Origin of the sequence: Streptomyces sp. NPDC001508 (genome assembly GCF_040298665.1) — a bacterium.
Lineage (GTDB): Bacteria > Actinomycetota > Actinomycetes > Streptomycetales > Streptomycetaceae > Streptomyces.
Window position 1 is genome coordinate 1 of sequence record NZ_JBEPAP010000022.1, and the last position, 25608, is coordinate 25608.

Sequence of the window (25608 nt, forward strand, 5' to 3'; positions counted from 1 at the left end):
CCGCCCTGGGCGGCTCCCCGCCGGGCCGCCGCCGCGCCCGCGGCGGCCTGCGCGGCGGCCGGGCCGCCCGTGGCGGGCACGCCCGGCTTGCCCGGAGCGGGCTTCTTGCCGCCCTGGGCGACATCGACGGGCAGCATGACCAGCGCCGTCGTGCCACCCGAGTCGGACGGGCGCAGCTGGATGCGGATGCCGTGCCGCTGCGACAGCCGGCCGACCACGAACAGGCCCATGCGGCGGGAGACGGAGACATCCACGGTGGGCGGCGAGGCGAGCCGCTCGTTGATCGCCGCGAGGTCTTCGGGGGAGAGGCCGATGCCGGTGTCGTGGATCTCGATCAGCACCCGGCCGTCGGGCAGCGCGTGACCGGTGACCTTGACCTTCGTCTGCGGCGAGGAGAACGAGGTCGCGTTCTCCAGCAGCTCGGCGAGCAGGTGCACGAGGTCGTTGACGACGCGTCCCGCGACCTCGGTGGTCGGCACCGAGGCCAGCTCGATCCGCTCGTACTGCTCCACCTCGGAGGCGGCGGCGCGAAGCACGTCGACCAGCGGGACCGGGCGGGTCCAGCGGCGGCCGGGCTCCTCACCGGCGAGGACGAGGAGGTTCTCGCCGTTGCGTCGCATACGCGTGGCGAGGTGGTCCAGCTTGAACAGCGAGGACAGCTGGTCCGGGTCGGCCTCGCGGGACTCCAGTTCGGAGATGAGCGACAGCTGGCGCTGGATGAGGCCCTGGGAGCGGCGCGAGAGGTTGGTGAACATCGCGTTGACGTTGCCCCGCAGCAGGGCCTGCTCGGCGGCGAGGCGGACCGCCTCGCGGTGCACGTCGTCGAAGGCCGAGGCCACCTGGCCGATCTCGTCCCGGGAGTGCACACCGACCGACTCCACGGACGTGTCGACGTCCTGCGGGTCCGCCTCGGAGAGCTGCTTGACCAGCTCGGGCAGCCGGTCCTTGGCGACCTTCGTCGCGGTGTCCTGGAGCCGGCGCAGCGAGCGGATCATGGACCGGGCGACGACGAACGCGCCGACCAGGGAGACACCGAGCACGATCAGGATCAGCACACCCGAGATGATCGCGTCGCGCTCGGTGGCGCTGCGCAGCTCGCGGGCCTTCTGCTCCATCTCCTCGAGCAGCGTGTGCTCGATCTTCTTCATCTGCTCGATCTTGGTCGAGCTGTCGTCGACCCAGTCGCGGTAGGAGCGCTTCGGGAGCCCGCTGATGCCCTCTTCGCCGCCGAGCGCGCGCTTGGCGTAGGTGTCCGCGGACTCGATGGTCGGGTTGCCCTCGTCGATGGGCTTGAGCAGTTCCTCGGCGCCCTGCGTGGCGTAGAGCTTGCGGAAGATGTTCAGCTCGGAGGACTCGCTCTCCAGCGCCGAATCGCCGTAGAGCCGGTCGTTGTCGGAGAGGTTGCCGACCGTCTTGTTGCTGTCGGGCAGGGCCGCGGCGATGACGGCGCGCTGCACGGACGCGTACTCCTTGGACGTGGAGAAGGCCGCCAGGGCGCGGGTGCGCTGGATCATCTCCGGGTTGCTGGACGCCTGCGCCATGTCCGAGGAGAGGCCGATCAGCTGGGTGATCAGCCGGTGGTACGCCTCGATGGTCTGGGTCGAGTTGTCCTTGGCCTGGTACGCGGAGCGGCGGATCTTGGCCAGGCCGTCCAACTGGCCTGCCAGGCCGACGAGGCTGTCGCGGACGCCCTGGAGGTTGCCGTCCTTGCTCGCGGAGTCGATGTCCTCGGAGGCGTTGAGGAAGTTGGTCAGGGCCCGATCGGTGCGGTCCTGGTAGCCCTTGACTGTGAAGTTGTCCGTCTTCAGGCCGTGCGCCAGCGGTCCGGCGGACTGGTCGCGCTCCTCCTGGAGCGCCGCGGCGAGTTCGGTCGCCTGCTTCGTCATCGCCGTCAGCAGCTTCATGTTGTCGAGCTGCTGGATGTCGTCCAAGGACTGGTTGATGCGCAGCGCGCCCAGCGAGGTGGCCGCGACCACGGGCAGCGTGAGCAGCGACACCAGACGCGTGGAGATACGCCAGTTGCGCAGGGCTATGCGCGATCCGGGGCCGGTCGGACTCTTGGCGGGCTTGACCGGCGGCGCGGAGCGCGGCGGTGTGGACGGGGCACCGGGGCGCTCCGCGCCGTCGCCGGACGCGGCCGGGCCCGGGTTCTGGGCGTGCTGGGGCGAGGCGCCGCGGTCGGTCGAGCCGCGCGCCTCCGGCTCCGCCGGAGCGCTGCCATCCCTCTTGAAACGTCCCTGCACTAGCGTCGCAACCTCTGGACCAGGCGCCCCTCCGTGTGAACGGGCGGGCGGTGTCGGCGTTGTCGGGAAGCGCCCTGAATACGCCCCCCGGGTGGTCGTGAGTAACCGGCGCTGGCTCCCCCTGTCTCGCCGCCACTCGGCGCTGCTTCGCGCCCCCTGAGCGCCGGCTCGATTCCCGCGGCGGTCCGTGGAATTCCAGCACAGTGCCGGATCTCCAACAAGGCCCGTGGGCCAGCCCGTGACCTCTGTGACAGGGTGTGAGTGCGGGGTCACGAGACGTGGAAAAAGATCTCGCACATAACGGACTTACTCCAGCGAGTCGCCGACCGTCGGAGCGTGCCCCGGTCGCGATGATCAGGAGCGGAATGCCAGCTTCAGGGCTGCAATGTCCGTTTCTCCGGGGTGAGTTGACGGTCAGGATTGACCGCTTTGTACCTGGATTCGTGAGCAAACTCACACGCTCATCACGCGCGCTTCACGACGGCGCCGGGGAATCGGATGTTTAGCCTGACGCTTTACAAGAGGGAAGTTTCTGCCAACCCACACAGGACAGGGTTCCTACAGCCGTGAAGACCACGATGATGTTCCGCACCATAGCCAACCCGCGTCGCACCACTCTCGCCCACCTCGACGACGCCGACGGGCTGTGGGCACCGGAACAGCCGGAGCACTCCCTCGACCTGCCCGCCCAGACCGCCAACCCGCGGCGCACGGTCCTCATGGAGGTTCCGGCCGCGGCCACCCCCGCGGAGTAGTACCCGCAGGGGCCGCGCACCACGCGGCAGGGCCCGCCGCACGGCACGGGCGCCACTTCCCGCAGTGGCGCCCTTCGGCGTGCCGGTAATCCGCGAGGTCATGACCCCCGTGCCGCGTTAGCCTGGAGCGTCAGACTCCAGCCGACATCCAGCCGGTCGCAAGCCGACGCGGGTCTTCTGAGTTAAGGGGCGCAAGCATCCCGTGCGCATCGCCAGGTTCTCCATCGACGGGAACGTCGCCTTCGGCGCGGTCGAGGGCGACAAGCAGGACGAACTCGTCCTCGACATCATCAAGGGCATCCCGTTCGCGGACCATGAGCTGTCCGGGACCAAGGTCCCGCTGAGCAAAGTCCGGCTGTTGCCTCCGGTGCTCCCCAACAAGGTCGTGGCCTTCGGCCGCAACTACGCGGAGCACGCGAAGGAACTGGGCAACGAGGTGCCCGACGCCCCGTTCGCCTTCTTCAAGCCGTCCACCTCGGTGATCGGCCCCGGCGACGAGATCCAGTACCCGTCGTTCTCCACGGAACTGCACCACGAGGCCGAACTGGCGGTGGTCATCGGCCGGATGTGCCGCGAGGTCCCGCGCGACCGCGTCAAGGACGTGATCTTCGGTTACACCTGCGCCAACGACGTCACCGCCCGTGATGTCCAGCGGCGCGAGAAGCAGTGGGCCAGGGCCAAGGGCTTCGACACCTCCTGCCCGCTCGGCCCCTGGGTGGAGACCGACCTGGACCTGGAGCGGGCGAACGACCTCACCCTCCAGCTCACCGTCAACGGCGAACAGCGCCAGCTGGGCCGCACGAGCGAGATGATCCACTCCATCGAGGACCTGATCGTCAACATCACCGAGGCCATGACGCTGCTGCCCGGCGACGTGGTCCTCACCGGCACCCCCGCGGGGGTCGGCCCCCTCAACGTCGGCGACGAGGTCGCCGTCACCATCGAAGGCATCGGCACTCTCACCAACAAGGTTGTCAAGCGTGGCTAGCGCACCCTCTCCCAAGCTCTCGGCTTCGCTCGAGCAGGGGGCATCCCCATCCCCCGTACGCGTCCGTTTCTGTCCCTCGCCCACCGGTAACCCCCATGTGGGCCTGGTCCGCACCGCCCTGTTCAACTGGGCGTTCGCCCGGCACCACCAGGGCACGCTCGTCTTCCGCATCGAGGACACCGACGCGGCCCGGGACTCCGAGGAGTCCTACGACCAGTTGCTCGACGCGATGCGCTGGCTGGGCTTCGACTGGGACGAGGGCCCGGGGGTGGGCGGCCCGTACGCGCCGTACCGACAGTCGCAGCGCATGGACCTCTACCAGGACGTCGCGGCCAAGCTCCTCGACGCCGGCCACGCCTACCACTGCTACTGCTCCCAGGAGGAGCTGGACACCCGCCGTGAGGCGGCCCGCGCGGCCGGCCGGCCCTCCGGTTACGACGGCCACTGCCGCGAGCTGACCGCCGCGCAGATCGAGCAGTACCAGGCCCAGGGCCGCACCCCGATCGTCCGCTTCCGCATGCCGGACGAGACGATCACCTTCACCGACCTGGTCCGCGGCGAGCTGACCTTCACCCCGGAGAACGTGCCCGACTACGGCATCGTCCGCGCCAACGGCGCCCCGCTGTACACACTGGTCAACCCGGTCGACGACGCCCTCATGCAGATCACCCACGTTCTGCGCGGCGAGGACCTGCTCTCCTCCACCCCCCGCCAGATCGCCCTCTACAAGGCCCTGATCGAGCTGGGCATCGCCCAGGGCATCCCGCAGTTCGGCCATCTGCCGTACGTGATGGGCGAGGGCAACAAGAAGCTCTCCAAGCGGGACCCGCAGTCGTCCCTGAACCTCTACCGGGAGCGCGGCTTCCTCCCCGAGGGCCTGCTCAACTACCTCTCCCTGCTCGGCTGGTCGCTCTCCGCCGACCAGGACATCTTCACCGTCGGCGAGATGGTCGCGGCCTTCGACATCGCCGATGTGAACCCCAACCCGGCCCGCTTCGACCTGAAGAAGTGCGAGGCCATCAACGCCGACCACATCCGGCTGCTGGACGTGAAGGACTTCACGGAGCGCTGCCGCCCCTGGCTCCAGGACCCGTTCGCGCCCTGGGCGCCCGAGGCGTTCGACGAGCCGAAGTGGCAGGCCATCGCCCCGCACGCGCAGACCCGTCTGAAGGTCCTGTCGGAGATCACGGACAACGTCGACTTCCTGTTCCTGCCGGAGCCGGTCTTCGACGAGGCGAGCTGGGCGAAGGCGATGAAGGAGGGCTCCGACGCCTTGCTCCGCACGGCTCGCGAGCGGCTGGAGTCCGCCGACTGGACGTCCCCCGACTCACTGAAGGAGGCCGTCCTGGCGGCCGGCGAGGCCCACGGTCTCAAGCTGGGCAAGGCCCAGGCCCCGGTGCGGGTCGCGGTCACCGGCCGCACGGTCGGCCTGCCCCTGTTCGAGTCCCTGCAAGTGCTGGGCGAGGAGCGGACGCTGGCCCGCATCGACGCGGCCCTGGCACGGCTCACCGCATAACGGAACGGCGCATGACGACGGCGCGCGGCCCGGCCGCGCGCTACCGTCGGCCTGTGAGCATCCGAGCCGTGGTCTGGGACGTCGACGACACCCTTTTCGACTACACGTCCGCCGACCGGGCCGGCCTGCGGGCCCATCTGGCGGCGGAGGGCCTGCTGCCCGCGCACGACGGCGTGGAGCAGGCCCTCGCGCGCTGGCGGGAGATCACCGACCTGCAGTGGGCGCGGTTCGGAGCCGGCGAGGTCGGCTTCGAGGAGCAGCGCCGTGACCGGGTGCGGGACTTCCTGGGGGCGGAGCTGACCGACGACGAGGCCGAGGCATGGTTTCGGCGCTACATCGCGCACTACGAGGCCGCCTGGAGCCTGTTCCCCGATGTGCTGCCCGTCCTCGACGCACTCGCCGGGAGCCACCGGCACGCCGTGCTGTCCAATTCGAGCATCCATGTCCAGGAGCACAAGCTGCGCGCCCTCGCGGTGCGCGACCGCTTCGAAACGGTGCTGTGCGCGGCGGAACTCGGCGTCTCCAAGCCCGCCCCCGAGGCGTTCTGGGCGGTCTGCGCGGCCCTGGAACTGCCACCGCACGAGGTGGCGTACGTCGGCGACCACCCGGAGATCGACGGACGGGGCGCGGCCGAGGCCGGGTTGCTGTCCGTGTGGATCGACCGGGGCGGGGTGCCGGCCGTCGCCGCGGCCGTCGCCGCGGCCCACCGGATCTCCTCGCTGGCCGAACTTCCCGCGATCGTCCGCGCGGATACCCGTTTTGGAGCCCCGTCCACCTTCGGGTAATGTTCTTCCTGCGCCGCGGTGAGCGGGCCGGAAGGCCAAGGAACCGGGCGCACAACTAGAACAAGATCCCCTCAGGGGCTTGCGTTCCAGTGGCCTATGGTGTAATTGGCAGCACGACTGATTCTGGTTCAGTTAGTCTTGGTTCGAGTCCAGGTAGGCCAGCTCGCAGAGTTCATCTGCATCTGCGGATCTCATCCGCAAGCCCCCGTTGTGTAGCGGCCTAGCACGCTGCCCTCTCAAGGCAGTAGCGCCGGTTCGAATCCGGTCGGGGGTACGGTCCCGATCCTGTCGGGATGCTAGGGCCCCCGTTGTGTAGCGGCCTAGCACGCCGCCCTCTCAAGGCGGTAGCGCCGGTTCGAATCCGGTCGGGGGTACTGAACTGGTCTAAACCATCATTGGTCTATGGTGTAATTGGCAGCACGACTGATTCTGGTTCAGTTAGTCTTGGTTCGAGTCCAGGTAGACCAGCTCGGATCTGCGGAAACGCATGATCCTCGCCCCCGTTGTGTAGCGGCCTAGCACGCCGCCCTCTCAAGGCGGTAGCGCCGGTTCGAATCCGGTCGGGGGTACGGGACGATGGCTCTTCGCCTCAGCCGATGCGCTGAGGTGGGGGGCCATCTCTGTTGTGCGGCCTGCGGGGGCGTATGTGGGTTGGCCGTGCCGTTCCCCGCGAGCCTCGGGTGGGGCGTTGTTCGGTCCCCGGGTCGTATGTGCGGTTTCTCGCGGTCCTGTGGGTGGGGCGTTGTCCGGTGATCCCGGGGGCGTGCGTGGTTGGGCGTGCGGTTCCCCGTGGCCCTGGGGCGGGACGGGTCCCCGCCGGGTCGATCCGCCGCGGCGTTGAGGCTGATCTCTTCCGACGGGGTACGGCGTTCCACTCCCGCTCAGCCCGAGCGGCGCAGGGCCTCGGAGAGCCGGGCGGCGGCATCGATGATCGCCTGGGCGTGCATCCGGCCCGGGTGCCGGGTGAGTCGCTCGATGGGGCCGGAGACGGACACGGCCGCCACGACACGGTTCGAGGGGCCGCGCACCGGCGCGGAGACGGACGCCACACCCGGCTCGCGCTCGCCGATCGACTGGGCCCAGCCGCGGCGCCGCACGCCGGACAGAGCCGTCGCGGTGAAGCGCGCGCCCTGCAGACCGCGGTGCAGCCGCTCGGGCTCCTCCCAGGCGAGCAGGATCTGCGCGGACGAGCCCGCCTTCATGGTGAGCGTGGAGCCGACCGGGACCGTGTCCCGCAGTCCGGACAGCCGCTCCGCGGCGGCCACACAGATGCGCATATCGCCCTGGCGCCGATAGAGCTGTGCGCTCTCGCCGGTGATGTCCCGCAGATGCGTGAGCACCGGGCCCGCCGTCGCCAGCAGGCGGTCCTCGCCCGCCGCCGCGGCCAGCTCGGCCAGTCGCGGTCCGAGAATGAAACGGCCCTGCATGTCGCGTGCCACCATGCGGTGGTGTTCCAGCGCCACGGCCAGCCGGTGGGCCGTGGGTCGTGCCAGTCCGGTGGCCCCGACCAGACCCGCGAGGGTGGCCGGACCGGACTCCAGAGCGCTCAGGACGAGGGCCGCCTTGTCCAGAACGCCGACGCCGCTACTGTTGTCCATGCAACGATACTCGCGTCTCACTCTGTGAAACGCAAGTTCAATTTTCGGTGGAACACGCCACCCTGGAAGACACAGTGGCCCGCGGACCGACGGGCTTGGCGGCGGACGCCCGGGGAAACAAGGGGCGCGGGCGCCGTTTCCGGAGAAATCTCTAGTTGAGCCGGTGCAGCACTGCCGGCCGGAGGGAAAGCGATGGGTAGGACACTCGCGGAGAAGGTCTGGGACGACCATGTCGTCCGGCGCGCCGAGGGCGAGCCCGACCTCCTCTTCATCGATCTGCACCTGCTGCACGAGGTGACCAGCCCGCAGGCCTTCGACGGCCTCAGGCAGAACGGCCGCCGGGTGCGCCGCCTCGACCTCACCATCGCGACCGAGGACCACAACACCCCGACCCTCGACATCGACAAGCCCATCGCCGACCCGGTCTCCCGCGTCCAGCTGGAGACGCTGCGGGGGAACTGCGCCGAGTTCGGGGTGCGGCTGCACCCGCTGGGCGATGTCGAGCAGGGCGTGGTGCACGTGGTCGGCCCCCAGCTGGGCCTGACCCAGCCCGGTACGACGGTCGTCTGCGGCGACTCCCACACCTCCACGCACGGCGCCTTCGGCGCGCTGGCGTTCGGCATCGGCACCTCCCAGGTGGAACACGTGCTGGCCACCCAGACGCTGCCCCTGGCCCGCCCGAAGACCATGGCGATCACGGTCGAGGGCGAACTGCCCGAGGGCGTCACCGCCAAGGACCTGATCCTGGCGATCATCGCGAAGATCGGCACCGGCGGCGGCCAGGGTTACATCCTGGAGTACCGCGGCTCCGCCATCGAGAAGCTCTCGATGGAGGCCCGGATGACCATCTGCAACATGTCGATCGAGGCCGGCGCCCGCGCGGGCATGATCGCCCCCGACGAGACCACCTTCGCCTACCTCAAGGGCCGCCCGCACGCCCCCGAGGGCGCCGACTGGGACGCCGCGGTGGAGTACTGGAGGACGCTGCGCACGGACGAGGACGCGGTCTTCGACGCCGAGGTGGTCATCAAGGCCGACGAGCTGGCGCCGTTCGTCACCTGGGGCACCAACCCCGGCCAGGGCGCGCCCCTTTCGTCGGCGGTCCCCGACCCGGCTTCGTACGAAGACGCCTCGGAGCGGCTGGCCGCCGAAAAGGCCCTGGAATACATGGGGTTGGAGGCCGGGCAGACGCTGCGTTCCATCCTGGTGGACACCGTCTTCGTAGGCTCGTGCACCAACGGCCGCATCGAGGACCTGCGGGCCGCCGCCGACGTCCTCAAGGACCGCAAAGTCGCCGACGGCGTACGGATGCTGGTCGTCCCGGGCTCCGCGCGGGTCGGTCTGCAGGCCGTCTCCGAGGGCCTGGACGTGGTCTTCAAGGAGGCCGGCGCCGAATGGCGGCACGCGGGCTGCTCGATGTGTCTGGGCATGAACCCCGACCAGCTCGCCCCGGGTGAGCGCTCCGCGTCCACCTCCAACCGCAACTTCGAGGGCCGGCAGGGCAAGGGCGGCCGTACGCACCTGGTGTCGCCGCAGGTCGCGGCCGCTACGGCGGTCCTGGGCCACCTCGCGTCCCCCGCCGATCTGTCCGACGCCGACACCCGTACGCCCGCTGGAGTCTGAGAGCCATGGAAGCATTCACCACGCACACCGGCCGGGCCGTCCCGCTGCGCCGCAGCAACGTCGACACCGACCAGATCATCCCCGCCCACTGGCTGAAGAAGGTGACGCGGGACGGATTCGAGGACGGGCTGTTCGAGGCCTGGCGCAAGGACCCTCAGTTCGTCCTCAACCGGCCCGAGCGGCAGGGCGCGACCGTGCTGGTCGCCGGCCCCGACTTCGGCACCGGCTCCTCCCGTGAGCACGCCGTCTGGGCGCTGCAGAACTACGGCTTCAAGGCGGTGATCTCCTCCCGGTTCGCCGACATCTTCCGCGGCAACTCGCTGAAGAACGGTCTGCTCACGGTGGTCCTGGAGCAGAAGATCGTGGACGCGCTGTGGGAGCTGACCGAGAAGGACGTCACCGCTGAGGTCACTGTGGACCTTGAGGCACGTGAGGTGCGCGCCGAGGGCATCACCGCCTCCTTCGAGCTGGACGAGAACTCCCGCTGGCGGCTGCTGAACGGACTGGACGACATCTCCATCACCCTCCAGAACGAGGCCGACATCGCCGCGTACGAGGCGAAGCGGCCCGTCCACAAGCCGCGGACGCTGAAGGTCTGAGCCAACCGGCCCGACAGGTCGAGATTCGGCCACGCCAACGCCCCCTCTGTACCCCCGATCGCCACGATCGGGGGTACAGCCATGTCTGCGCCCGAACGGCCCAGGATCGCCCCCCTCCGTCTCCCAACTCCCCACGTTACGTGGGTGATCAGCAGGGTAGACGTCCGACGAGGCGGGGGATTTTGCGGGCGTCCCGAGGGGCTTCAGCGGCGGCAGTTGCCCCCTGGGCAGGCGACAACTCGCCCCAGATGGCACAATCTGTGCATGGAACACGACGGCCAACTCCAGCTCTATGCGGCGGTCGCGGACCAACTGAAGGAAGCGCACACAAGGGTGCGCGCACTGCAAGTCCCGGAGGGCGTACGGATGGCGCTGACCCGGAAGCTGCTGGTCATTACGGCCGCGGCCAAGCACGATCTCGCCGACGCGGCAAGGCGGCTCGACCGGTTCACCGCGGACCTCGACGCGGGGCGATTCCCCGAAGAGGAGCGCTGAACAAGTCCGAGAGGACCGAGTCCGTTGCGGCACAAGGGTGATTAGCCCGTTTCGTGTTTGATTTGCGGTATATATCTGCCTAACGTGCGAAAAAGCTAGATCACTTTCGTTCTGGCGATGTCTCCGAAGGGGAAGACGTGAACAAGGCGCAGCTCGTAGAAGCGATTGCCGACAAGATGGGCGGCCGCCAGCAGGCCGCCGATGCTGTCGATCATGTCCTGGACGCCATCGTCCGCGCGGTCGTCGCGGGCGAGCGGGTCTCGGTCACCGGCTTCGGGTCCTTCGAGAAGGTGGACCGCCCCGCCCGCTACGCCCGTAACCCCCAGACGGGCGAGCGGGTTCGTGTCAAGAAGACCTCGGTGCCGCGTTTCCGTGCCGGCCAGGGCTTCAAGGACCTGGTGAGCGGCTCGAAGAAGCTCCCGCGGGGCGGCGAGGTCTCGGTCAAGAAGGCGCCCAAGGGCAGCCTGACCGGCGGTGCTTCCGTGACGGTCAAGAAGGCCGCCGCCAAGAAGACCGCCGCCAAGAAGGGCGCGGCCGCGGTGAAGAAGGGCGCGGCGAAGAAGACGACGGCCAAGAAGACCATGCCGGCCGCCAAGAAGACCACGGCGAAGAAGACGACCGCCAAGAAGACCACGGCGGCCGCCAAGAAGACCACCGCGAAGAAGGGCGCCGCCAAGAAGGCGACGGCCAAGAAGGCCCCCGCGAAGAAGGCTCCGGCCAAGAAGTCGACGGCTCGCAAGACCACCGCCAAGAAGGCCACCGCCCGCAAGGCGTAAGGGCACCCGGGGTACTCACACGCCGGGCCGGACTCCCTCGGGAGTCCGGCCCGCGGCGCGTTTTGGGGGTTCTCCGGCGTTCGCGGCGCCCCGCTCGCCGTTCAGAGCGTTTGCAGGGTCACCAAGGTGATCCGCAGCCCGGGTCCGGTCCCGGCCGCCGCTTCCGTCTCGATCCGCACCCGCTGTCCCGGCCGCAGCAGCCGCAGCCCGCCCGCGTCGAACGCCGGCGCGTCGAAGGGCACCGGGGTGCCGTCGTCCAGCAGCACCTGCCCGCTGCGGGTCTCGGGGTCGTATGTGTACGCGGTTGCCTGCATGGCGGCAGCCTACTGTCCGGGGATCAGCAGGCGCGCGGTCGCCGCCGCGGTGCGCGGGCCCACGCCGAGCGCCAGCGCCGCGCGCAGATCGTCACCGGTGTCCACGTCCTGCCGTACCGAGTCCACCGCGTCCAGCCGGAGTTCCACCGCGCCCGACGCGCCGTGCCGGGCGCGGGAATCGCCGCCGAAAGCCGGGCGCAATTCCCGGCCCGGGGCCGCCGCCAGCAGCGTCGTGCCGATTTTGGCGGCATCGGGGAGAAAGGCACGCGGGAATTTTGCGGCGGCCGCAAGTACCCGGGCCAATTCCGGCGGGCGCAGCGCCGGCAGATCGGCGTTCAGCGCCGCCACCGGGGCTTTCGGCCGTGCCGACCGAACGACTGCGGCCGCATGCGCCAGAGCGGCGTTCAGACCGCCGCCCGGCTCGTCCGGGACGATGCGGGCGCCCAGCGCCGCCAGCTCCGGGCCGGCCAGCGCGTCGTCCGTGACGACCGCCACATCCCGCACCGCCGCACAGGCCAGCGCCGCCGCCACCGTGTCCTGCGCGAACGCCAGGGCCAGCCCCGGACGCAGCCCGTCGGCTGCGGTGTCCGAGAGCCTGCTCTTGGCCAGCGCCAAGGGCTTCAGGGGGATGACCAAGGTCCACTGCACCGACGTACCGTCCCTCTCTCGTCGCGCTCATTGTCACCCGGGTCACCCGGCGGCCCGGGTGGCGGGGCGTACGGTGTTCTCGACAGACCGGCGGCCTGGAGCGACACTTGTCCGGCTCCCCAGGCTCTAGAGGAAGGTGGACGAGTGTCCCGCCGCAGAATCGGCTTCTGGTACCGCTTCGCCGCGGTGATCTGCAAACCGCCGCTGGTGGTTCTGATCAAGCGGGACTGGCGTGGAATGGAGCACATTCCGGCCGAGGGCGGATTTATCACCGCGGTGAACCATAATTCCCACATCGACCCCCTCGGGTACGCGCACTATCAGTACAACACCGGACGGGTGCCGCGATTCCTGGCGAAGAGCGGTCTTTTCAAGAAGGGATTCGTCGGCGCCGCGATGCGTGGCACCGGGCAGATCCCCGTGTACCGGGAGAGCACCGACGCGCTCAGCGCCTTCCGGGCCGCGATCGACGCGGTGGAGCGCGGCGAGTGCGTCGCCTTCTACCCCGAGGGCACCCTCACCCGCGACCCGAACGGCTGGCCCATGACGGCCAAGACCGGTGCCGCGCGCGTGGCCCTGCAGACCAAGTGCCCGGTCGTGCCCGTCGCCCAGTGGGGCTGCAACGAACTGCTCCCGCCGTACGCCAGGAAGCCGAACCTCCTGCCGCGCAAGACGCACCATGTGCTCGCGGGCCCGCCGGTGGACCTGTCGCGCTTCTACGGCCTGGAGATGACCGCGGAGGTCCTCAAGGAGGCCACCGAGGTCATCATGGCCGCCATCACCCGCCAGCTGGAGGAGATCCGCGGCGAGAAGGCGCCCGATGAGCCGTACGATCCGCGCCGGGAGCGGAACGAGCAGCGGCGCAGGACGCGGGCGCAGACCGGTCAGGAAGGGGACGGCGGCAAGTGAGCGAGCCTGTCAAGGCGGCGGTCTTCAGCGCCGGTTCATGGGGCACGGCGTTCGGGATGGTGCTGGCCGACGCGGGGTGCGAGGTCACCCTGTGGGCCCGGCGCCCGGAGGTCGCGGAAGCGATCAACTCCACGCGGACCAACCCCGGCTATGTCCCCGGTGTCGAACTGCCGGCGAACCTGCGGGCCACCACCGATCCCGCCAAGGCCGCCGCGGACGCCGACTTCACGGTCCTGTCGGTGCCCTCGCAGACGCTGCGCGGGAACCTCGCCGCCTGGGTCCCGCTGCTCGCGCCCGACACCGTCCTCGTCTCCCTGATGAAGGGCGTGGAACTCGGCTCCACGATGCGGATGAGCGAGGTGATCGAGGACGTCGCCAAGGTCGGCCACGACCGGATCGCCGTGGTCACCGGCCCCAACCTGGCCCGTGAGATCGCCGCCCGGATGCCCGCGGCGGCCGTCGTCGCCTGCACCGACGAGGCGGTGGCCCGGCGGCTCCAGGCCCACTGCCACACGCCCTACTTCCGCCCGTACACCAACACGGACGTGGTGGGCTGCGAGCTGGGCGGCGCCGTGAAGAACGTCATCGGCCTTGCCGTGGGCATCGCCGACGGGATGGGGCTCGGCGACAACGCCAAGGGCTCGCTGATCACACGCGGGCTCGCCGAGACCACCCGGCTCGGCGCGGCGCTGGGCGCCGACCCGCTGACCTTCTCCGGACTCGCGGGCCTCGGCGACCTGGTGGCCACCTGCTCCTCGCCGCTGTCCCGCAACCACACCTTCGGCACCAACCTCGGCCGGGGGATGACCCTGGAGGAGACCATCGCGGTCACGAGCCAGACCGCCGAGGGCGTCAAGTCCTGTGAGTCCGTGCTCGATCTGGCCCGCCGGCACGGCGTCGACATGCCCATCACGGAGACGGTCGTCGGCATCGTGCACGAGGGCAAGCCGCCGGTGGTGGCCCTCAAGGAACTGATGTCGCGCAGCGCCAAACCCGAACGACGATGAGCGAACCGGGCCGTATTTGGTCCGTTTGCCTTCGGGGGCGACGCTGTATGCGATCTCTGCCAACGGGTACTCTCAACGCGATATGAGCACCGAGAACCTCCCCCAGAGCCCCGGGCAGCAGCCTCGCAAGCCGCGTGTGGCCGTCGTGTTCGGCGGACGCAGCTCCGAACACGGGATCTCCATGGTCACCGCGGGCGCCGTACTACGCGCCATCGACCGCACCCAGTACGACGTGCTGCCGATCGGCATCACGCGGGACGGGCGTTGGGTGCTCACCGCGGACGCCCCGGACCGCATGGCCATCGCCGAACGGCGCACGCCCGACGTCGAGGAACTCGCCGAGTCGACCGAGGGCGCTGTGGTCCTCCCCGTCGACCCCGGCAACCGCGAGGTCGTCTACAGCGAGCCGGGCTCCGTGCCGAAGGCGCTGGGCGAGGTCGACGTGGTCTTCCCGGTGCTGCACGGCCCGTACGGCGAGGACGGCACCCTCCAGGGGCTCCTGGAACTGTCCGGTGTGCCGTACGTGGGTTCGGGCGTGCTCGCCTCGGCCGTCGGCCAGGACAAGGAGTACATGAAGCGGGTCTTCACCTCCTTCGGGCTCAAGGTCGGCCCGTACCTGGTGATCCGGCCGCGGGAGTGGGCGCGGGACGAGTCCGCCGCCCGCAGGCGGATCGTCGACTTCGCCGGGGAGCACGGCTGGCCGCTGTTCGTGAAGCCCGCGCGCGCGGGGTCGTCGATCGGCATCACCAAGGTCGAGGACCTGTCCGGGCTGGACGAGGCGATCGCCGAGGCGCAGGCGCACGACCCGAAGATCCTGGTCGAGGCCGCGCTGCGGGGCCGTGAGATCGAGTGCGGGGTGCTGGAGTTCGAGGACGGGCCGCGGGCCTCCGTACCGGCGGAGATCCCGCCGCCGGACGCGCACGCGTACTACGACTTCGAGGCCAAGTACATCGACTCCACACCCGGTATCGTGCCCGCGCCGCTGACCGAGGAGGAGACCGCCGAGGTGCGGCGGCTCGCCGTGGCGGCCTTCGATGCGGTCTCCTGCGAGGGGCTGGTCCGCGCGGACTTCTTCCTCACCGAGGACGGCGAGTTCGTCATCAACGAGATCAACACGATGCCCGGCTTCACACCGATCTCGATGTACCCGCAGATGTGGCAGGCGTCCGGGATCAGCTATCCGGAACTGGTGGATCTGCTGGTACGGGCGGCTCTGCGGCGTTCCACGGGCCTGCGCTGACCGCTCCGCGGGTTCGGCCGATGCACGGCGTCGGGTGTCTGCGGCCGCGTTCGCCGGCTGCGGCTATGTCGCGGCTGGGCGCTCCCCCAAGTTCTCGGCGCCGCTCGAACAGGAGACCCCATCGCGGCGAAGCCGCATCTCGGCCGGGCCCCGTGCCCCTTTGGAACCTTGGGGCGCGGGCCGGTCAGGTCATCGAGGCGATTCCCGTGGGGATCGTCTTCTTCACGGACGGGGCCAGGGCGACCAGTACCGCTGAACTCGACCGGTCGGCGTCCCGCTTCGGCAGGGTCACCTGCACATACGCCTCACGGTTGGCCGTGGTGAACCGCATCGTTCCGTCGGACTGCTTCTCCATCAGCCAGTCGACACCGTTCACACCGCCGCTGATCGCGTCGGCGTCGTCGCCCTTCGCGACCGCGGGGTCGATCATCTTAGGCGGCCGGGTGACACCGCAGCGCAGTATGATCGCCGGGCTTCCCCAGCCCGCCGTGAAGGCGGACCGGGGCTCGGGGTCGTCGCGGCTCCGTCCGTCCAGCGTCCGTGGCAGCGCCTTGTCCAGGTTCTGACACAACCCGGCCGTCTTCGCGTCCGGACTGGGAACCGCGACGGTGGCGTCGTCGTCTGCTGAGGAGCAGCCCGCGAGCAAGAGCAGCAGGGCCAGCGCGGGCAGACCGAGGAGCCGGTGACGGAAGATGTTCACCGGCCAAGGGTAGACGGGGGCTACAGATGGACGACCGGGCAGGTCAGGGTGCGGGTGATGCCGTCCACTTGCTGGACCTTGGCGACCACCATGCGGCCCAGATCGTCCACGGTGTCCGCTTGTGCGCGCACGATGACGTCATAAGGTCCCGTCACGTCCTCGGCCTGGATCACTCCAGGGAGCTTGCTGATCGTTTCGGCGACGGTCGACGCCTTGCCGACCTCCGTCTGGATCAGGATGTACGCCTGTACCACGGAACCTCCAGGGCGGCCACGAGGATCATGTGGGGAAAAGGAACGCCACGGTATCGCGTCGCCGCTCGCCACGGGGAGACCTGTGGAGAGCGGGACCGCGCGCCGGGGTGCAGGCAGGACGGAAGTTGACGGCCGTCTCGACCGTATCGAGGACGACAATGGAGCGCGAGCGGGCGCGGACAGGCACAGAAGGGGCGAAAGGGAAATGAAGGGCACTGTTGGTGAGCTGGGGGAATTCGGGCTCATCAGGGAGCTCACCTCCCGTCTGACGACCACCCCGGCGGTCCGGGTGGGGCCCGGCGACGACGCCGCGGTGGTCGCTGCGCCCGACCGCCGGGTGGTGGCGAGCACCGACATCCTGCTGGAGGGACGGCACTTCCGCCGCGACTGGTCGACGGCGTACGACGTGGGGCGCAAGGCGGCCGCGCAGAACCTCGCCGACATCGCGGCCATGGGCGCCGTGCCCACCGCCCTGCTGCTCGGCCTGGTCGTGCCCGCCGAACTCCCGGTCACCTGGCCCAGCGAGCTGATGGACGGACTGCGCGACGAGTGCCAGGTGGCCGGCGCCTCGGTGGTCGGCGGCGATGTGGTGCGCGGTGACACGATCATGGTGTCGATCACCGCGCTCGGCGATCTGCGCAACCAGGAGCCGGTGACCCGGGCGGGCGCGCAGCCCGGCGACCTCGTCGCGGTCACCGGCTGGCTGGGCTGGTCGGCCGCCGGGTACGCGGTGCTCTCCCGGGGTTTCCGCTCGCCGCGCGCCTTCGTGGAGGCCCATCGGCGCCCCGAGCCGCCCTACCACGCGGGTCCGGCCGCCGCGGGGCTGGGCGCGACCGCGATGTGCGATGTGAGCGACGGGCTGATCGCCGACCTCGGGCACATCGCGGAGGCCAGCAAGGTCCGCATCGACATCCGGTCCGGCGCCATCGACGTCCCGTCGCAGATGAACGACATCGGGCAGGCCGTCGGCGTCGACCCGCTCCAGTGGGTGCTGACGGGCGGCGAGGACCATGCGATCGTGGCGACCTTCCCGCCGGACGTGAAGCTGCCGGCCCGCTGGAAGGTGATCGGCGAGGTCCTCAACCCCTCGGCGCTGCCGCAGGTCACGGTCGACGGGGCGCCCTGGACCAGCAAGGGCGGCTGGGACCACTTCGGGGGCATCGAGTCATGAGCCCGCCACCGAGGGTGCTGACGGTCGCCGGCTCCGACTCCGGCGGGGGAGCGGGCATCCAGGCCGACCTGAAGACCATGCTGGCGCTGGGGGCGCACGGCATGAGCGTGATCACCGCGGTCACCGCGCAGAACTCGCTCGGGGTGCAGGGCGCCTGGGAACTGCCGGTGGCGGCGGTGCGGGCCCAGTACCGCAGCGTCGTGGACGACATCGGCGTCCAGGCCGTGAAGACCGGGATGCTGGCCTCCGCCGAACTTGTCGAGACGGTCGCCGAGTTGATCGGCGGAACGGACGCGCCGGCGGTCGTCGACCCGGTGGGCGTCTCCAAGCACGGTGACCCGCTGCTGGCCACCACGGCCCTGGAATCGGTGCGCACGAGACTGCTGCCGGTGGCGACGCTGGTCACCCCGAACCTTGACGAGGTCGCCCAACTCACCGGCGTACGCGTCGCGTCGGAGTCCGAAATGCATGAGGCCGCCGCCGCCCTGCTGGCGTACGGGCCGGCCTGGGTGCTGATCAAGGGCGGGCATCTGCCCGGGGACGCCGTTGACCTGCTCACGGACGGTTCGCGGGAGCACTGGCTGCGGGCGCCCCGGCTCGACAACCGGCACACGCACGGCACCGGCTGCACGCTGGCGTCCGCGATCGCGGTGGGGCTGGCGCAGGGCCGGTCCGTGCCGGAGGCGGTGGCCGCGGCCAAGGAGTACGTCACCGGGGCCATCGCGGGCGGGTTCGCGCTGGGCGACGGGATCGGTCCCGTGCACCACGGGTGGCGCCTGCGGCAGGGCTGAGGGCCCGCGCGGGCGTCCGGCGGACAGGTGTCACCGGTGCCCCGGGTCACCGGTGCGCGACCGCGACGTACGGCCCACATACGGACCACATACGGACGACGTACGGACGCGGCAAAAAGCCGGCCCACCCGGAAGTGGACCGGCTCGATGCGGCGAACCGACGGTGGCCGCGCGCTCAGCAGTGCGTCAGCGCGAGACCTTGCCGGCCTTGATGCACGAGGTGCAGGCGTTCACGCGCTTCGGCGTCCCGCCGACCACGGTACGCACACGCTGGATGTTCGGGTTCCAGCGACGGGACGTACGGCGGTGCGAGTGCGAGATGTTGTTGCCGAAGCCCGGCCCCTTGCCGCAGACGTCGCAGTTGGCAGCCACGGGTCACTCCAAAGACTTCAGATGCACTTACGGTTGATCCCGGCATGCCGGGATCGAGATCCTAGGATCCGAGATCTTGAGTGGCGTTGCCAGGGGAATGGCCCGATCAGATCGGGCAACCGGAGCAGCATACAACGACTGCGCCGGTACCACGAAACTACCATGGCAGCTCAGGGCCCGTGCGCGGCCCTGCTCGGGTCCGCGGGGGTCCGGGGTCTACGCTGCGTCCACGTCCGGCCGGCTCAGGGAGGCGCAGGTGGCGCAGGTGCCGCAGACATTCTTCGATGCTCTCGCGGTGCGCAGCTGGTGCGGTCACGCGCTCCGGGCGCTGGGCCGGGCCCGGGAGGAGATCGACGCGATCAACGTCTACCCGGTGGCGGACGGCGACACGGGGACGAACCTGTACCTGACGCTGGAGTCGGCCGCCGCCGCGGTCGAGGCGGTGTTCTCCGGGTACGAGGCGGGCGCCGGGGCGGACGCCGCGCCGTCGCTGGCCGAGGCCCTGCACGCCATGGCGCACGGCGCACTGATCGGGGCCCGCGGCAACTCCGGGACGATCCTCGCGCAGCTGCTGCGCGGCATGGCGCAGGTGCTCACCGCCGGCACCGGCCCGGACGGGACGGGCGGCCCGGGTGGGACGGCTCACATCGACGGGCCCGAGCTGCGGCTCGCCCTGCGGCATGCCGCCGACTCCGCCCGCCGGGCCGTGGCCCACCCGGTCGAGGGCACCGTGCTCTCGGTCGCCTCGGCGGCGGCGGAAGCGGCCGGGGACGTCGAGGGCGGCTGCGGGGCGGTGGCGCGGGCCGCCTACGCGGGGGCGTGCACGGCCCTGGCGGCGACCCCGGGGCAGCTGGCCGTCCTGGAGCGGGCCGGGGTGGTCGACGCGGGCGGCCGGGGACTGGTGGCGGTGCTCGCCGCCCTGGTGGAGACGTTCACGGGGGAGGCGCCGGGCGCCGTGGTGCCGGTACGCGGGGACTACGCGCGCGTGGCGCCCGGCACGGACACGGAGCGGCCCGCCGCACCGGCGCACGGGCCCGGGGCGGCCGGTGCCGAGGACACCGGGTGCGGCGGCGGGGCGGCGCCGGGCGGCCCCGGCTACGAGGTGATCTACCTGCTGGAGGCCGACGACGCCGCCGTGGACCGGCTGCGGGACCGGCTCGACGGTCTAGGGGACTCCCTCGTCGTGGTCGGCGGCGACGGGCTGTGGAACGTCCATGTGCACGTCGACGACGCGGGTGCCGCGGTGGAGGCGGGCGTCGAGGCCGGGCGGCCGTACCGGATCCGGATCAGCCACTTCGGCCATGGCGACGTGCACACCCGCGGCGGCGCGCTGCCGTCCCGGGAGCGGGCGCAGCGGGCCGTCGTCGCGGTCGTGCCCGGCGAGGGACTGGCCGGGCTGTACACCGAGGCCGGGGCCACCACCGTGCTCGCCCGCCCCGGCGAGCCGCCCGCGAGCGGCGAGCTGGTCGAGGCGGTACGGCAGGCCCACGCGCGTGAGGTCGTGCTGTTGCCGAACGACGCCGAACTGCGGCACACCGCCGCCGCGGCGGCCGAACAGGCCCGCGCCGAGGGCGTCCGGGTCGCCCTCATCCCGACGCGCTCAGCGGTCCAGGGGATCGCCGCGCTCGCCGTGCACGAGCCGGAGCGCCGCTTCGACGAGGACGTCGTCCAGATGACCTCCGCCGCGGGCGCCACCCGCTACGCGGAGGTCACGGTCGCCGAACGGCAGTCCTGGACCATGGCCGGCATCTGCCAGGCCGGTGACGTCCTCGGCCTCATCGAGGGCGATGTCGCGGTGATCGGCTCGGACGTCACCGCCACCGCCGAGAGCGTCCTTGACCGCATGCTCCAGGCCGGCGGGGAGCTGGTCACCATCGTCCTCGGCGACGACGCGCCCCCCGAGGCCGCCGACCGGCTGGAGGCACGCGTGCGTGAGTCGTACCTCGCCGTCGACACGGTCGTCTACCGAGGAGGGCGGCAGGGAGCGCTGCTCCTGGTCGGCGTGGAGTGACGCGGGGTGACACCGGGTGACACCGGGGCGCCGACCTCAGTCCTCGTCCTGCCGGTCCGCGAGGTCCAGCATCTGGGCCGCCTCCGCCCGCCGCTCCCGTACCGTGCGGTCCGCCTCGTCGGCTCCCTCGTACGCCGCCAGCACGGCACGCGCGCGTAGCGCCGCCGCGGCCGGGCGGCCCAGGTCGGCCTCCAGCCAGCCCGCGGCCAGTTGGGCCCCGGTGCGTTCGTGCGGGGTCTCGCCGGCCGCCGCCCCGAACACCTCGATCGCCAGCGTGATCTGGGACAGCGCCTCCTCGAACGCGGCCCGGATCGCGCCGTCGTCGGCCTCCTCGGCCACCGAGCGGGCCAGCAGATCACCGAACTGCCGGTGCGTGTGCGCGAGTTCGTACGTCAGCCGGTGCCGGGCCGGCTCGTCGCCGGCTGCCTGTCGTGCCGCCGCGCACTCCCGGACCGCCTCGGTCATCAGCCCCCGCGCCCCGTCGGCACCGGCCGTATCGCCCAGCGCCAGCCACGCCCGGGCACGCAGCGAGCGGACCAGGCCGTGGACGTCGCCGAGCGTGCGCCACAGGTCGCCCGCGCGCGCGTAGGCGCGTTCCGCCTCGGCGGGCAGCCCGGCCTGCCCGAGGGACTCGGCGGCGAGATGGGCGAGCGTGGCGTGGTCGTGCTGCTCGGGCCAGTGCCGGGCGATCTCGGCGGCCTGGAGCCGGCGTTCGGCGGCGGCCCGGTGCTCGCCGAGTTCGCTCAGGCAGTCCCCGAGCCACCACTGCGTCTGCACGATCGCGCCCTCGCCGTGTGTCTCGGCCCTCAGGTCGGGCAGCGCCGACTCCAGCACCTCGGCGGCCTCCGCGAACCGCCCCTGCCGCAGCAGGAAACCGCCCAGCTGGTGCCGGGCCCAGGAGCCCAGCGTGCCGCTCTGGGCGGCCTCGTCGGCCCAGTGCGCCGCCTCCAGCGCATGCTCCGCCGCCTCCCGCAGCTCGCCGCGGCCGCCGACGACCTCGGCGAGCTGGAGGTGCAGCTGGGCCCGGCCGACGGCCTCCACATACGGCCCGCCGTGCTCCAGGGCCGCCCGCAGTGCACGCTCCGCCTCCGCCATGTCGTCGCGCCGGTGGGCGAGGGCGGCCAGCCGTGCCTCGTACTCCACCGCGAACCACGGCAGCCCCGCGTCCACGTACCGGTCCACGGCCTGCCGGAACAGGCCGGCCGCCGTGTCCACGTCCCCGGAGTGCTCGGCGAGCTGCGCGAGCATCGCCCGCCCCTCGGCGAGGCGGGCGACCAGCCGTACATCGCCCTCCGCGCGGCCGTCGACCAGCGCCAGCAGTTCCCGTACGGCCCGCTCGGCGGCGGGGGCGGCGTCCGGCGCCTCGTGGCCCTCGTGCAGCCGCCGCATCAGGATCCGCGCCCGGCTCATCAGCACCGCCGCCGCCTGCCGCAGACCGGTGGCGTCCTCGGCGTACAGCGCGAGCACGTCGTCGTAGGGACCGGCGACCGCCGCGAGCCCCTCGTCGACGCGGCCCGACAGGGCGCGTACGTACGCCGCACGCGCGCGTGCGGCCAGTGCCTCCCCGGCATCGCCCGCCTCCGTGTACAGCTCGGCGGCCCGTTCGAACAGCTCGACGCCGTCGGGGCCGCGGTCCATCGCCGCGTGGTCGGCGATCTCCGCGCGCGTGCGCGCGTCCAGTTCGACTTCGACGCCCTTCGCGGCCCGGGCGAGCGCCGCCCACGCCTCGACGGCGTGCGGACGCAGCGTGTCCGTCAGCCGCCGTGCCTCGGCGAGCAGAGCGGGCAGGTCGGGCTCGGCCGCAGGGGCCGCCGGGGCCGCCGGGGCCGCGGCGGCGGGCGCGGGCGGTGCGGGGCTGCGCACGACGGCCGTACGCACCCCCAGCGGCAGCCGTTCCACGAGCGGGCGCTGCGCCATCCGCGCGCGGGTGCGCTCGCCGACGTACGGCGTGCCGTTGCGCCGGTCGAACCGCGCGGCCAGCTCCAGGGCCTTCGCGCGCGCGTGGACGGCGAGTTCCCCCGCGCTCCACGCCCGTCCGGCCGGGCCGGGCACCCGCTGCCCGCCGAGTTCCAGCTCGCTCATGCGGTCCATCAGCAGGGTCACCACGGCGAGGAAGTCCAGCCGGCTGCGCGGCTGCCCGGTGTCCGTGAAGTACGCCGGACGCTCGGCGAGCAGTTCCAGGCCGCGCGCCTCGTTGCCGGTCAGCGCGCAGAACTCCACATGGTCCGCGTACGCGCCGCGCATGCTCTCCATGGGCCGCACCAGCCGGAAGCCGCGCAGATGGTGGGCGCGGGCCTGCTCCGCGCGGCCGAGGCGCAGCAGCGGCGCCAGGGACGACGCGAGGACGGTGTGCGGCTCGTGGGCGCAGGTGTACTCGCCCGCCAGGACCGGCCGCCACAGCTCGATCGCCTCGGCGTCCCGGCCGCGCCGCACCTGCCAGCCGCCCTGCCCGTGCAGTTCGCACGCCTGGCAGTCGGCCATGCCGTCCCGGTCGGCGGCCAGCCACGCCGCGTACGCCCGCTCGGCGCGGTCCAGCTCGCCGATGTGCGCGGCGACGCTGAACTCGGCCGCGTGCACGGCCCGTTCGGAGTACCCGGCCAGCCTGTAGCGGTGCGCCATCTCGGCCAGCCACTTCTCGACGGAGGCGAGCGGGATGTGCGGCTGGTCCAGCATGCCGGCCGACATCCACTTGAAGACCCAGTGCAGGGAGCGGGTCTCGTACGCGTCGAAGTCCTGCGGGCGTTCGTCCCACATGCGCAGCAGCCGCGCGAACGGGACGAACATCTTGTCCTTCTCGGAGCTGTAGTTGTAGACCTTCAGCTGGTGCCCGAGCGCTTCGATGACGGCGAGCGGGATGTCCAGCCGCTCCGCGTCGGCGAGCAGTTGTTCCGCGCGCGCGTTGCGGGCCGGGCCCTCCGGCCGCTCGCCGTTCTCGGCCATCGCCCGGCGCAGCGCGTCGAAGTCCGTGATGCCGCTCATCGGTGACCGTCCTCCCCGTGTGTGGCCCACTCCAGCAGGCCGATGAACGCGCGGTTGAGCAATGCGGAGTCGGCGGGCCGCAGCGGGCGCTGCGCCATCAGCAGCGCCTGCCCGTACAGGGACTCCGTGGCCGTGCCGATCAGCTCGGCGTCCCGCAGTGCGCCGATCCTGCGGATCAGCGGACTGAGATGGTTGAGCACGAGCCGCGCGCGCGGGGCGCTGCCGCGCAGCGAGCCGAGGATGCCCGCCCACAGATCGTCGGCCTGCCCCTCGGCCTCGGCGCGGGCCTGTTCGTGCCGGGCCGCCCGGTCGTCCAGGTGCAGCGCGGGCACGGACAGCGGGTGGAAGGCGCGCAGGACCACGTCGCAGCCCAGCGGGTCCAGCCGCGCCCGGGCGGCGGCCAGGAACCCGGACAGGGCCAGCTCCTCGGCCGCGTCGACCGCGTCCAGGTGGGCGGTCACGGTGTCCGCGTCCAGTTCGGCGACCACCGTGCCCGGGCGCACCGACGGCAGGGCCTCCACCAGTTCGCTGTCGTACGTGTAGCCGCCGTTGACCACGCCGATGCCCTGCGCTGAGGCGATCGGCGCGACCTGCCGGTACTCCTCGACCGCGCGCGTGAAGTGCACCACCGGGTGGCGCCGCGCGAACTCCTCGAGGGACAGCCGCCCGTCGGTCGTCTCGAAGGGCAGCCACGGCAGCATCGTGCGCAGCATCTCCGTGTCGTGCCGCGCCAGGGACTTCACGCCGAGGTGGTGCACCGACAGGAAGGCGGCAAGCCGCTCCGGGTCGTTCGCCGCAAGTCCGGTCAGCCAGGAGCGGATCCGCTCGCCGAGCGCCTCCCGCACGGCGGCGAGGGTCTCGTCCTCGTAGAGCGATTCCCGTGAGGCGGTGGGCCGCAGGCTGTCCGTGTCCAGCACGCAGCGCACGAAGAACGCCCAGTCGGGCAGCAGCTGTTCGGCGCGCTCGGTGAGCAGCATCCCCTTCAGATGCACCCGGTGTGTGGCCCGCTGGGCGGGGCTGACCGCGGCCGGCAGCACATACGCCACCCCGCGGACGCCGGCCAGCGGCACGTCCAGGTCGATGGAGTCGAGCGGGGTGAAGCCGAACAGGTCGTGGCAGTGCCGGGCCAGCGCCACCCGGCGGGCCGCGGGGGTGGGGTGGGGCCGGTCCCAGGGCGCCGGCAGGTCGGTGACCGGCTCGTCGCCGACCCGCACGTCGTACGGCAGCAGGGAACCGAAGTCCCGTGCCAGCGCGCGGACCCGCTCCGGCGTGAGCCAATCGCCGGCCCCGGCCCGCGCCACCAGGTGGACGGTGGTGCCCGGTTCGGGCCGCTCGGCGTCCGGCAGCGTCCGCACCGTGTACGAACCGTCGTCGCGCGCGGTCCACTCCACGGGCGGTGCACCGGGCGCGCGGGCGCTGCGGCTGACCACGCGGATGCGTTCGGCGACCAGGAAGCAGGCGAGCAGCCCGATGCCGAACTGGCCGAGGAAGTCCGAGCGGGCCTCCTGAAGGCCGTCCGCCCGCTTGGAGCTGCGGCCGATCGTCGCCAGCAGGGCGTGCACGTCGGACTCGGTGAGCCCGACGCCGGTGTCCTCCACCCGCAGGGTGCGGCCGTCGGCGTGCAGCCGCACCCGGGCCGGGGCGCCGGGCTGTTCGGCCCGCCGGGCGGTGATGGCGTCCACGGCGTTCTGCAGCAGCTCGCGCAGATAGACCTTGGGGCTGGAGTACAGGTGATGGGAGAGCAGGTCCACCAGACCACGCAGGTCGACCTGGAACATATGAGGTGATGGGGATGCCTGGGACTGCTGTGAGTTCTGGGAGTCCATCGTCGCAG

At 71.6% G+C, this 25608-nt stretch carries 23 protein-coding genes and 5 tRNA genes; 19 read left to right on the plus strand and 9 right to left on the minus strand.

The window, feature by feature from the left end:
- Positions 1-2243: sensor histidine kinase (locus tag ABT245_RS20620; RefSeq protein WP_351735566.1), on the minus strand; the 2243-nt coding region annotated here is incomplete at its 3' end.
- A 566-nt stretch (positions 2244-2809) separates the two neighbouring features.
- On the opposite strand from ABT245_RS20620, the gene ABT245_RS20625 reads away from it, so the two are divergent.
- From ABT245_RS20625 to ABT245_RS20665, 9 genes are all read left to right on the plus strand, one after another.
- Positions 2810-2998 (plus strand): hypothetical protein, encoded by a 189-nt coding sequence (locus ABT245_RS20625; protein ID WP_351735568.1) that lies wholly within the window; start codon positions 2810-2812, stop codon positions 2996-2998.
- A 202-nt stretch (positions 2999-3200) separates the two neighbouring features.
- On the plus strand, positions 3201-3986 hold the full coding sequence (locus ABT245_RS20630) for a fumarylacetoacetate hydrolase family protein (RefSeq protein ID WP_351735570.1): 786 nt from the start codon (positions 3201-3203) through the stop codon (positions 3984-3986).
- On the plus strand, positions 3979-5502 hold the full coding sequence (gene gltX, locus ABT245_RS20635) for a glutamate--tRNA ligase (RefSeq protein WP_351735572.1): 1524 nt from the start codon (positions 3979-3981) through the stop codon (positions 5500-5502). The genes ABT245_RS20630 and gltX overlap by 8 nt, the downstream gene beginning before the upstream one ends.
- Before the next feature lie 53 nt (positions 5503-5555).
- Positions 5556-6287: an HAD family hydrolase gene (locus ABT245_RS20640; RefSeq protein WP_351735574.1), complete on the plus strand. Its 732-nt coding sequence runs from the start codon at positions 5556-5558 to the stop codon at positions 6285-6287.
- A gap of 90 nt (positions 6288-6377) precedes the next feature.
- A tRNA-Gln gene (locus ABT245_RS20645) sits at positions 6378-6449 on the plus strand.
- A gap of 39 nt (positions 6450-6488) precedes the next feature.
- Positions 6489-6561, plus strand: a tRNA-Glu gene (locus ABT245_RS20650).
- Between the two features lie 27 nt (positions 6562-6588).
- Positions 6589-6661: transfer RNA gene (locus ABT245_RS20655), tRNA-Glu, on the plus strand.
- A gap of 22 nt (positions 6662-6683) precedes the next feature.
- Positions 6684-6755 (plus strand) — tRNA-Gln (locus ABT245_RS20660).
- Positions 6756-6783: 28 nt separating this feature from the next.
- A tRNA-Glu gene (locus ABT245_RS20665) sits at positions 6784-6856 on the plus strand.
- A 312-nt stretch (positions 6857-7168) separates the two neighbouring features.
- On the opposite strand, the gene ndgR is transcribed toward ABT245_RS20665, so the two are convergent.
- Positions 7169-7885 (minus strand): IclR family transcriptional regulator NdgR, encoded by a 717-nt coding sequence (gene ndgR, locus ABT245_RS20670; protein WP_351735576.1) that lies wholly within the window; start codon positions 7883-7885, stop codon positions 7169-7171.
- 192 nt (positions 7886-8077) lie between these two features.
- Here ndgR and leuC point away from each other — a divergent pair, with 192 nt between their 5' ends.
- The 4 genes from leuC to ABT245_RS20690 all read left to right on the plus strand — a co-directional run bounded on the left by leuC (position 8078) and on the right by ABT245_RS20690 (position 11378).
- Complete coding sequence (gene leuC / locus ABT245_RS20675; RefSeq protein ID WP_351735578.1) at positions 8078-9508, plus strand: 3-isopropylmalate dehydratase large subunit; 1431 nt, start codon at positions 8078-8080, stop codon at positions 9506-9508.
- A gap of 5 nt (positions 9509-9513) precedes the next feature.
- Positions 9514-10107, plus strand: a complete 594-nt coding sequence (leuD, locus tag ABT245_RS20680) for a 3-isopropylmalate dehydratase small subunit (RefSeq protein ID WP_351735580.1) — start codon at positions 9514-9516, stop codon at positions 10105-10107.
- A gap of 264 nt (positions 10108-10371) precedes the next feature.
- The gene (locus ABT245_RS20685; protein ID WP_351735582.1) at positions 10372-10602 is read left to right on the plus strand and encodes an SCO5555 family protein; all 231 of its coding nucleotides are present in this window, start codon (positions 10372-10374) and stop codon (positions 10600-10602) included.
- Positions 10603-10739: 137 nt separating this feature from the next.
- Positions 10740-11378, plus strand: coding sequence for an HU family DNA-binding protein (locus tag ABT245_RS20690; protein ID WP_351735584.1), 639 nt, complete (start codon positions 10740-10742; stop codon positions 11376-11378).
- 101 nt (positions 11379-11479) lie between these two features.
- Here ABT245_RS20690 and ABT245_RS20695 read toward each other — a convergent pair whose 3' ends face one another.
- Together ABT245_RS20695 and cofC are read right to left on the minus strand one after the other, a co-directional pair.
- The gene (locus ABT245_RS20695; RefSeq protein ID WP_351735586.1) at positions 11480-11692 is read right to left on the minus strand and encodes a hypothetical protein; all 213 of its coding nucleotides are present in this window, start codon (positions 11690-11692) and stop codon (positions 11480-11482) included.
- 9 nt (positions 11693-11701) lie between these two features.
- A complete protein-coding gene (gene cofC / locus ABT245_RS20700; RefSeq protein ID WP_351735588.1) occupies positions 11702-12340 on the minus strand; it encodes a 2-phospho-L-lactate guanylyltransferase in 639 nt (212 codons plus the stop codon).
- Between the two features lie 144 nt (positions 12341-12484).
- Between cofC and ABT245_RS20705 the strand changes: the two genes are divergently transcribed.
- From ABT245_RS20705 to ABT245_RS20715, 3 genes are all read left to right on the plus strand, one after another.
- Entirely contained in the window at positions 12485-13249 is a 765-nt protein-coding gene (locus ABT245_RS20705; RefSeq protein ID WP_351735590.1) for a lysophospholipid acyltransferase family protein, read from the plus strand.
- Positions 13246-14256 (plus strand): NAD(P)H-dependent glycerol-3-phosphate dehydrogenase, encoded by a 1011-nt coding sequence (locus ABT245_RS20710; RefSeq protein ID WP_351735592.1) that lies wholly within the window; start codon positions 13246-13248, stop codon positions 14254-14256. Before ABT245_RS20705 ends, ABT245_RS20710 begins: the two co-directional genes overlap by 4 nt.
- 82 nt (positions 14257-14338) lie before the next feature.
- Complete coding sequence (locus ABT245_RS20715; protein ID WP_351735594.1) at positions 14339-15496, plus strand: D-alanine--D-alanine ligase family protein; 1158 nt, start codon at positions 14339-14341, stop codon at positions 15494-15496.
- A 184-nt stretch (positions 15497-15680) separates the two neighbouring features.
- Here ABT245_RS20715 and ABT245_RS20720 read toward each other — a convergent pair whose 3' ends face one another.
- Positions 15681-16196 (minus strand): DUF3515 domain-containing protein, encoded by a 516-nt coding sequence (locus ABT245_RS20720; protein WP_351735596.1) that lies wholly within the window; start codon positions 16194-16196, stop codon positions 15681-15683.
- Positions 16197-16216: 20 nt separating this feature from the next.
- The gene (locus tag ABT245_RS20725) at positions 16217-16450 is read right to left on the minus strand and encodes an Lrp/AsnC family transcriptional regulator (protein WP_030952852.1); all 234 of its coding nucleotides are present in this window, start codon (positions 16448-16450) and stop codon (positions 16217-16219) included.
- Between the two features lie 205 nt (positions 16451-16655).
- Here ABT245_RS20725 and ABT245_RS20730 point away from each other — a divergent pair, with 205 nt between their 5' ends.
- Together ABT245_RS20730 and thiD are read left to right on the plus strand one after the other, a co-directional pair.
- Positions 16656-17621 (plus strand): thiamine-phosphate kinase, encoded by a 966-nt coding sequence (locus ABT245_RS20730; protein ID WP_351735598.1) that lies wholly within the window; start codon positions 16656-16658, stop codon positions 17619-17621.
- Positions 17618-18412 carry a bifunctional hydroxymethylpyrimidine kinase/phosphomethylpyrimidine kinase gene (thiD, locus tag ABT245_RS20735; protein ID WP_351735600.1) on the plus strand — a complete coding sequence of 265 codons (795 nt, stop codon included), beginning with the start codon at positions 17618-17620 and terminating at the stop codon, positions 18410-18412. Before ABT245_RS20730 ends, thiD begins: the two co-directional genes overlap by 4 nt.
- Positions 18413-18598: 186 nt before the next feature.
- Here the strand turns inward: thiD and rpmB are convergent, their stop codons facing one another.
- Entirely contained in the window at positions 18599-18784 is a 186-nt protein-coding gene (rpmB, locus tag ABT245_RS20740) for a 50S ribosomal protein L28 (RefSeq protein WP_003993230.1), read from the minus strand.
- A gap of 256 nt (positions 18785-19040) precedes the next feature.
- Between rpmB and ABT245_RS20745 the strand changes: the two genes are divergently transcribed.
- The gene (locus ABT245_RS20745) at positions 19041-20795 is read left to right on the plus strand and encodes a DAK2 domain-containing protein (RefSeq protein ID WP_351735602.1); all 1755 of its coding nucleotides are present in this window, start codon (positions 19041-19043) and stop codon (positions 20793-20795) included.
- A 36-nt stretch (positions 20796-20831) separates the two neighbouring features.
- Here ABT245_RS20745 and ABT245_RS20750 read toward each other — a convergent pair whose 3' ends face one another.
- Both ABT245_RS20750 and ABT245_RS20755 read right to left on the minus strand, forming a co-directional pair.
- A complete protein-coding gene (locus ABT245_RS20750; protein WP_351735604.1) occupies positions 20832-23774 on the minus strand; it encodes a tetratricopeptide repeat protein in 2943 nt (980 codons plus the stop codon).
- Complete coding sequence (locus ABT245_RS20755) at positions 23771-25600, minus strand: HSP90 family protein (RefSeq protein ID WP_351735606.1); 1830 nt, start codon at positions 25598-25600, stop codon at positions 23771-23773. Before ABT245_RS20755 ends, ABT245_RS20750 begins: the two co-directional genes overlap by 4 nt.
- Positions 25601-25608: the final 8 nt, after the last annotated feature.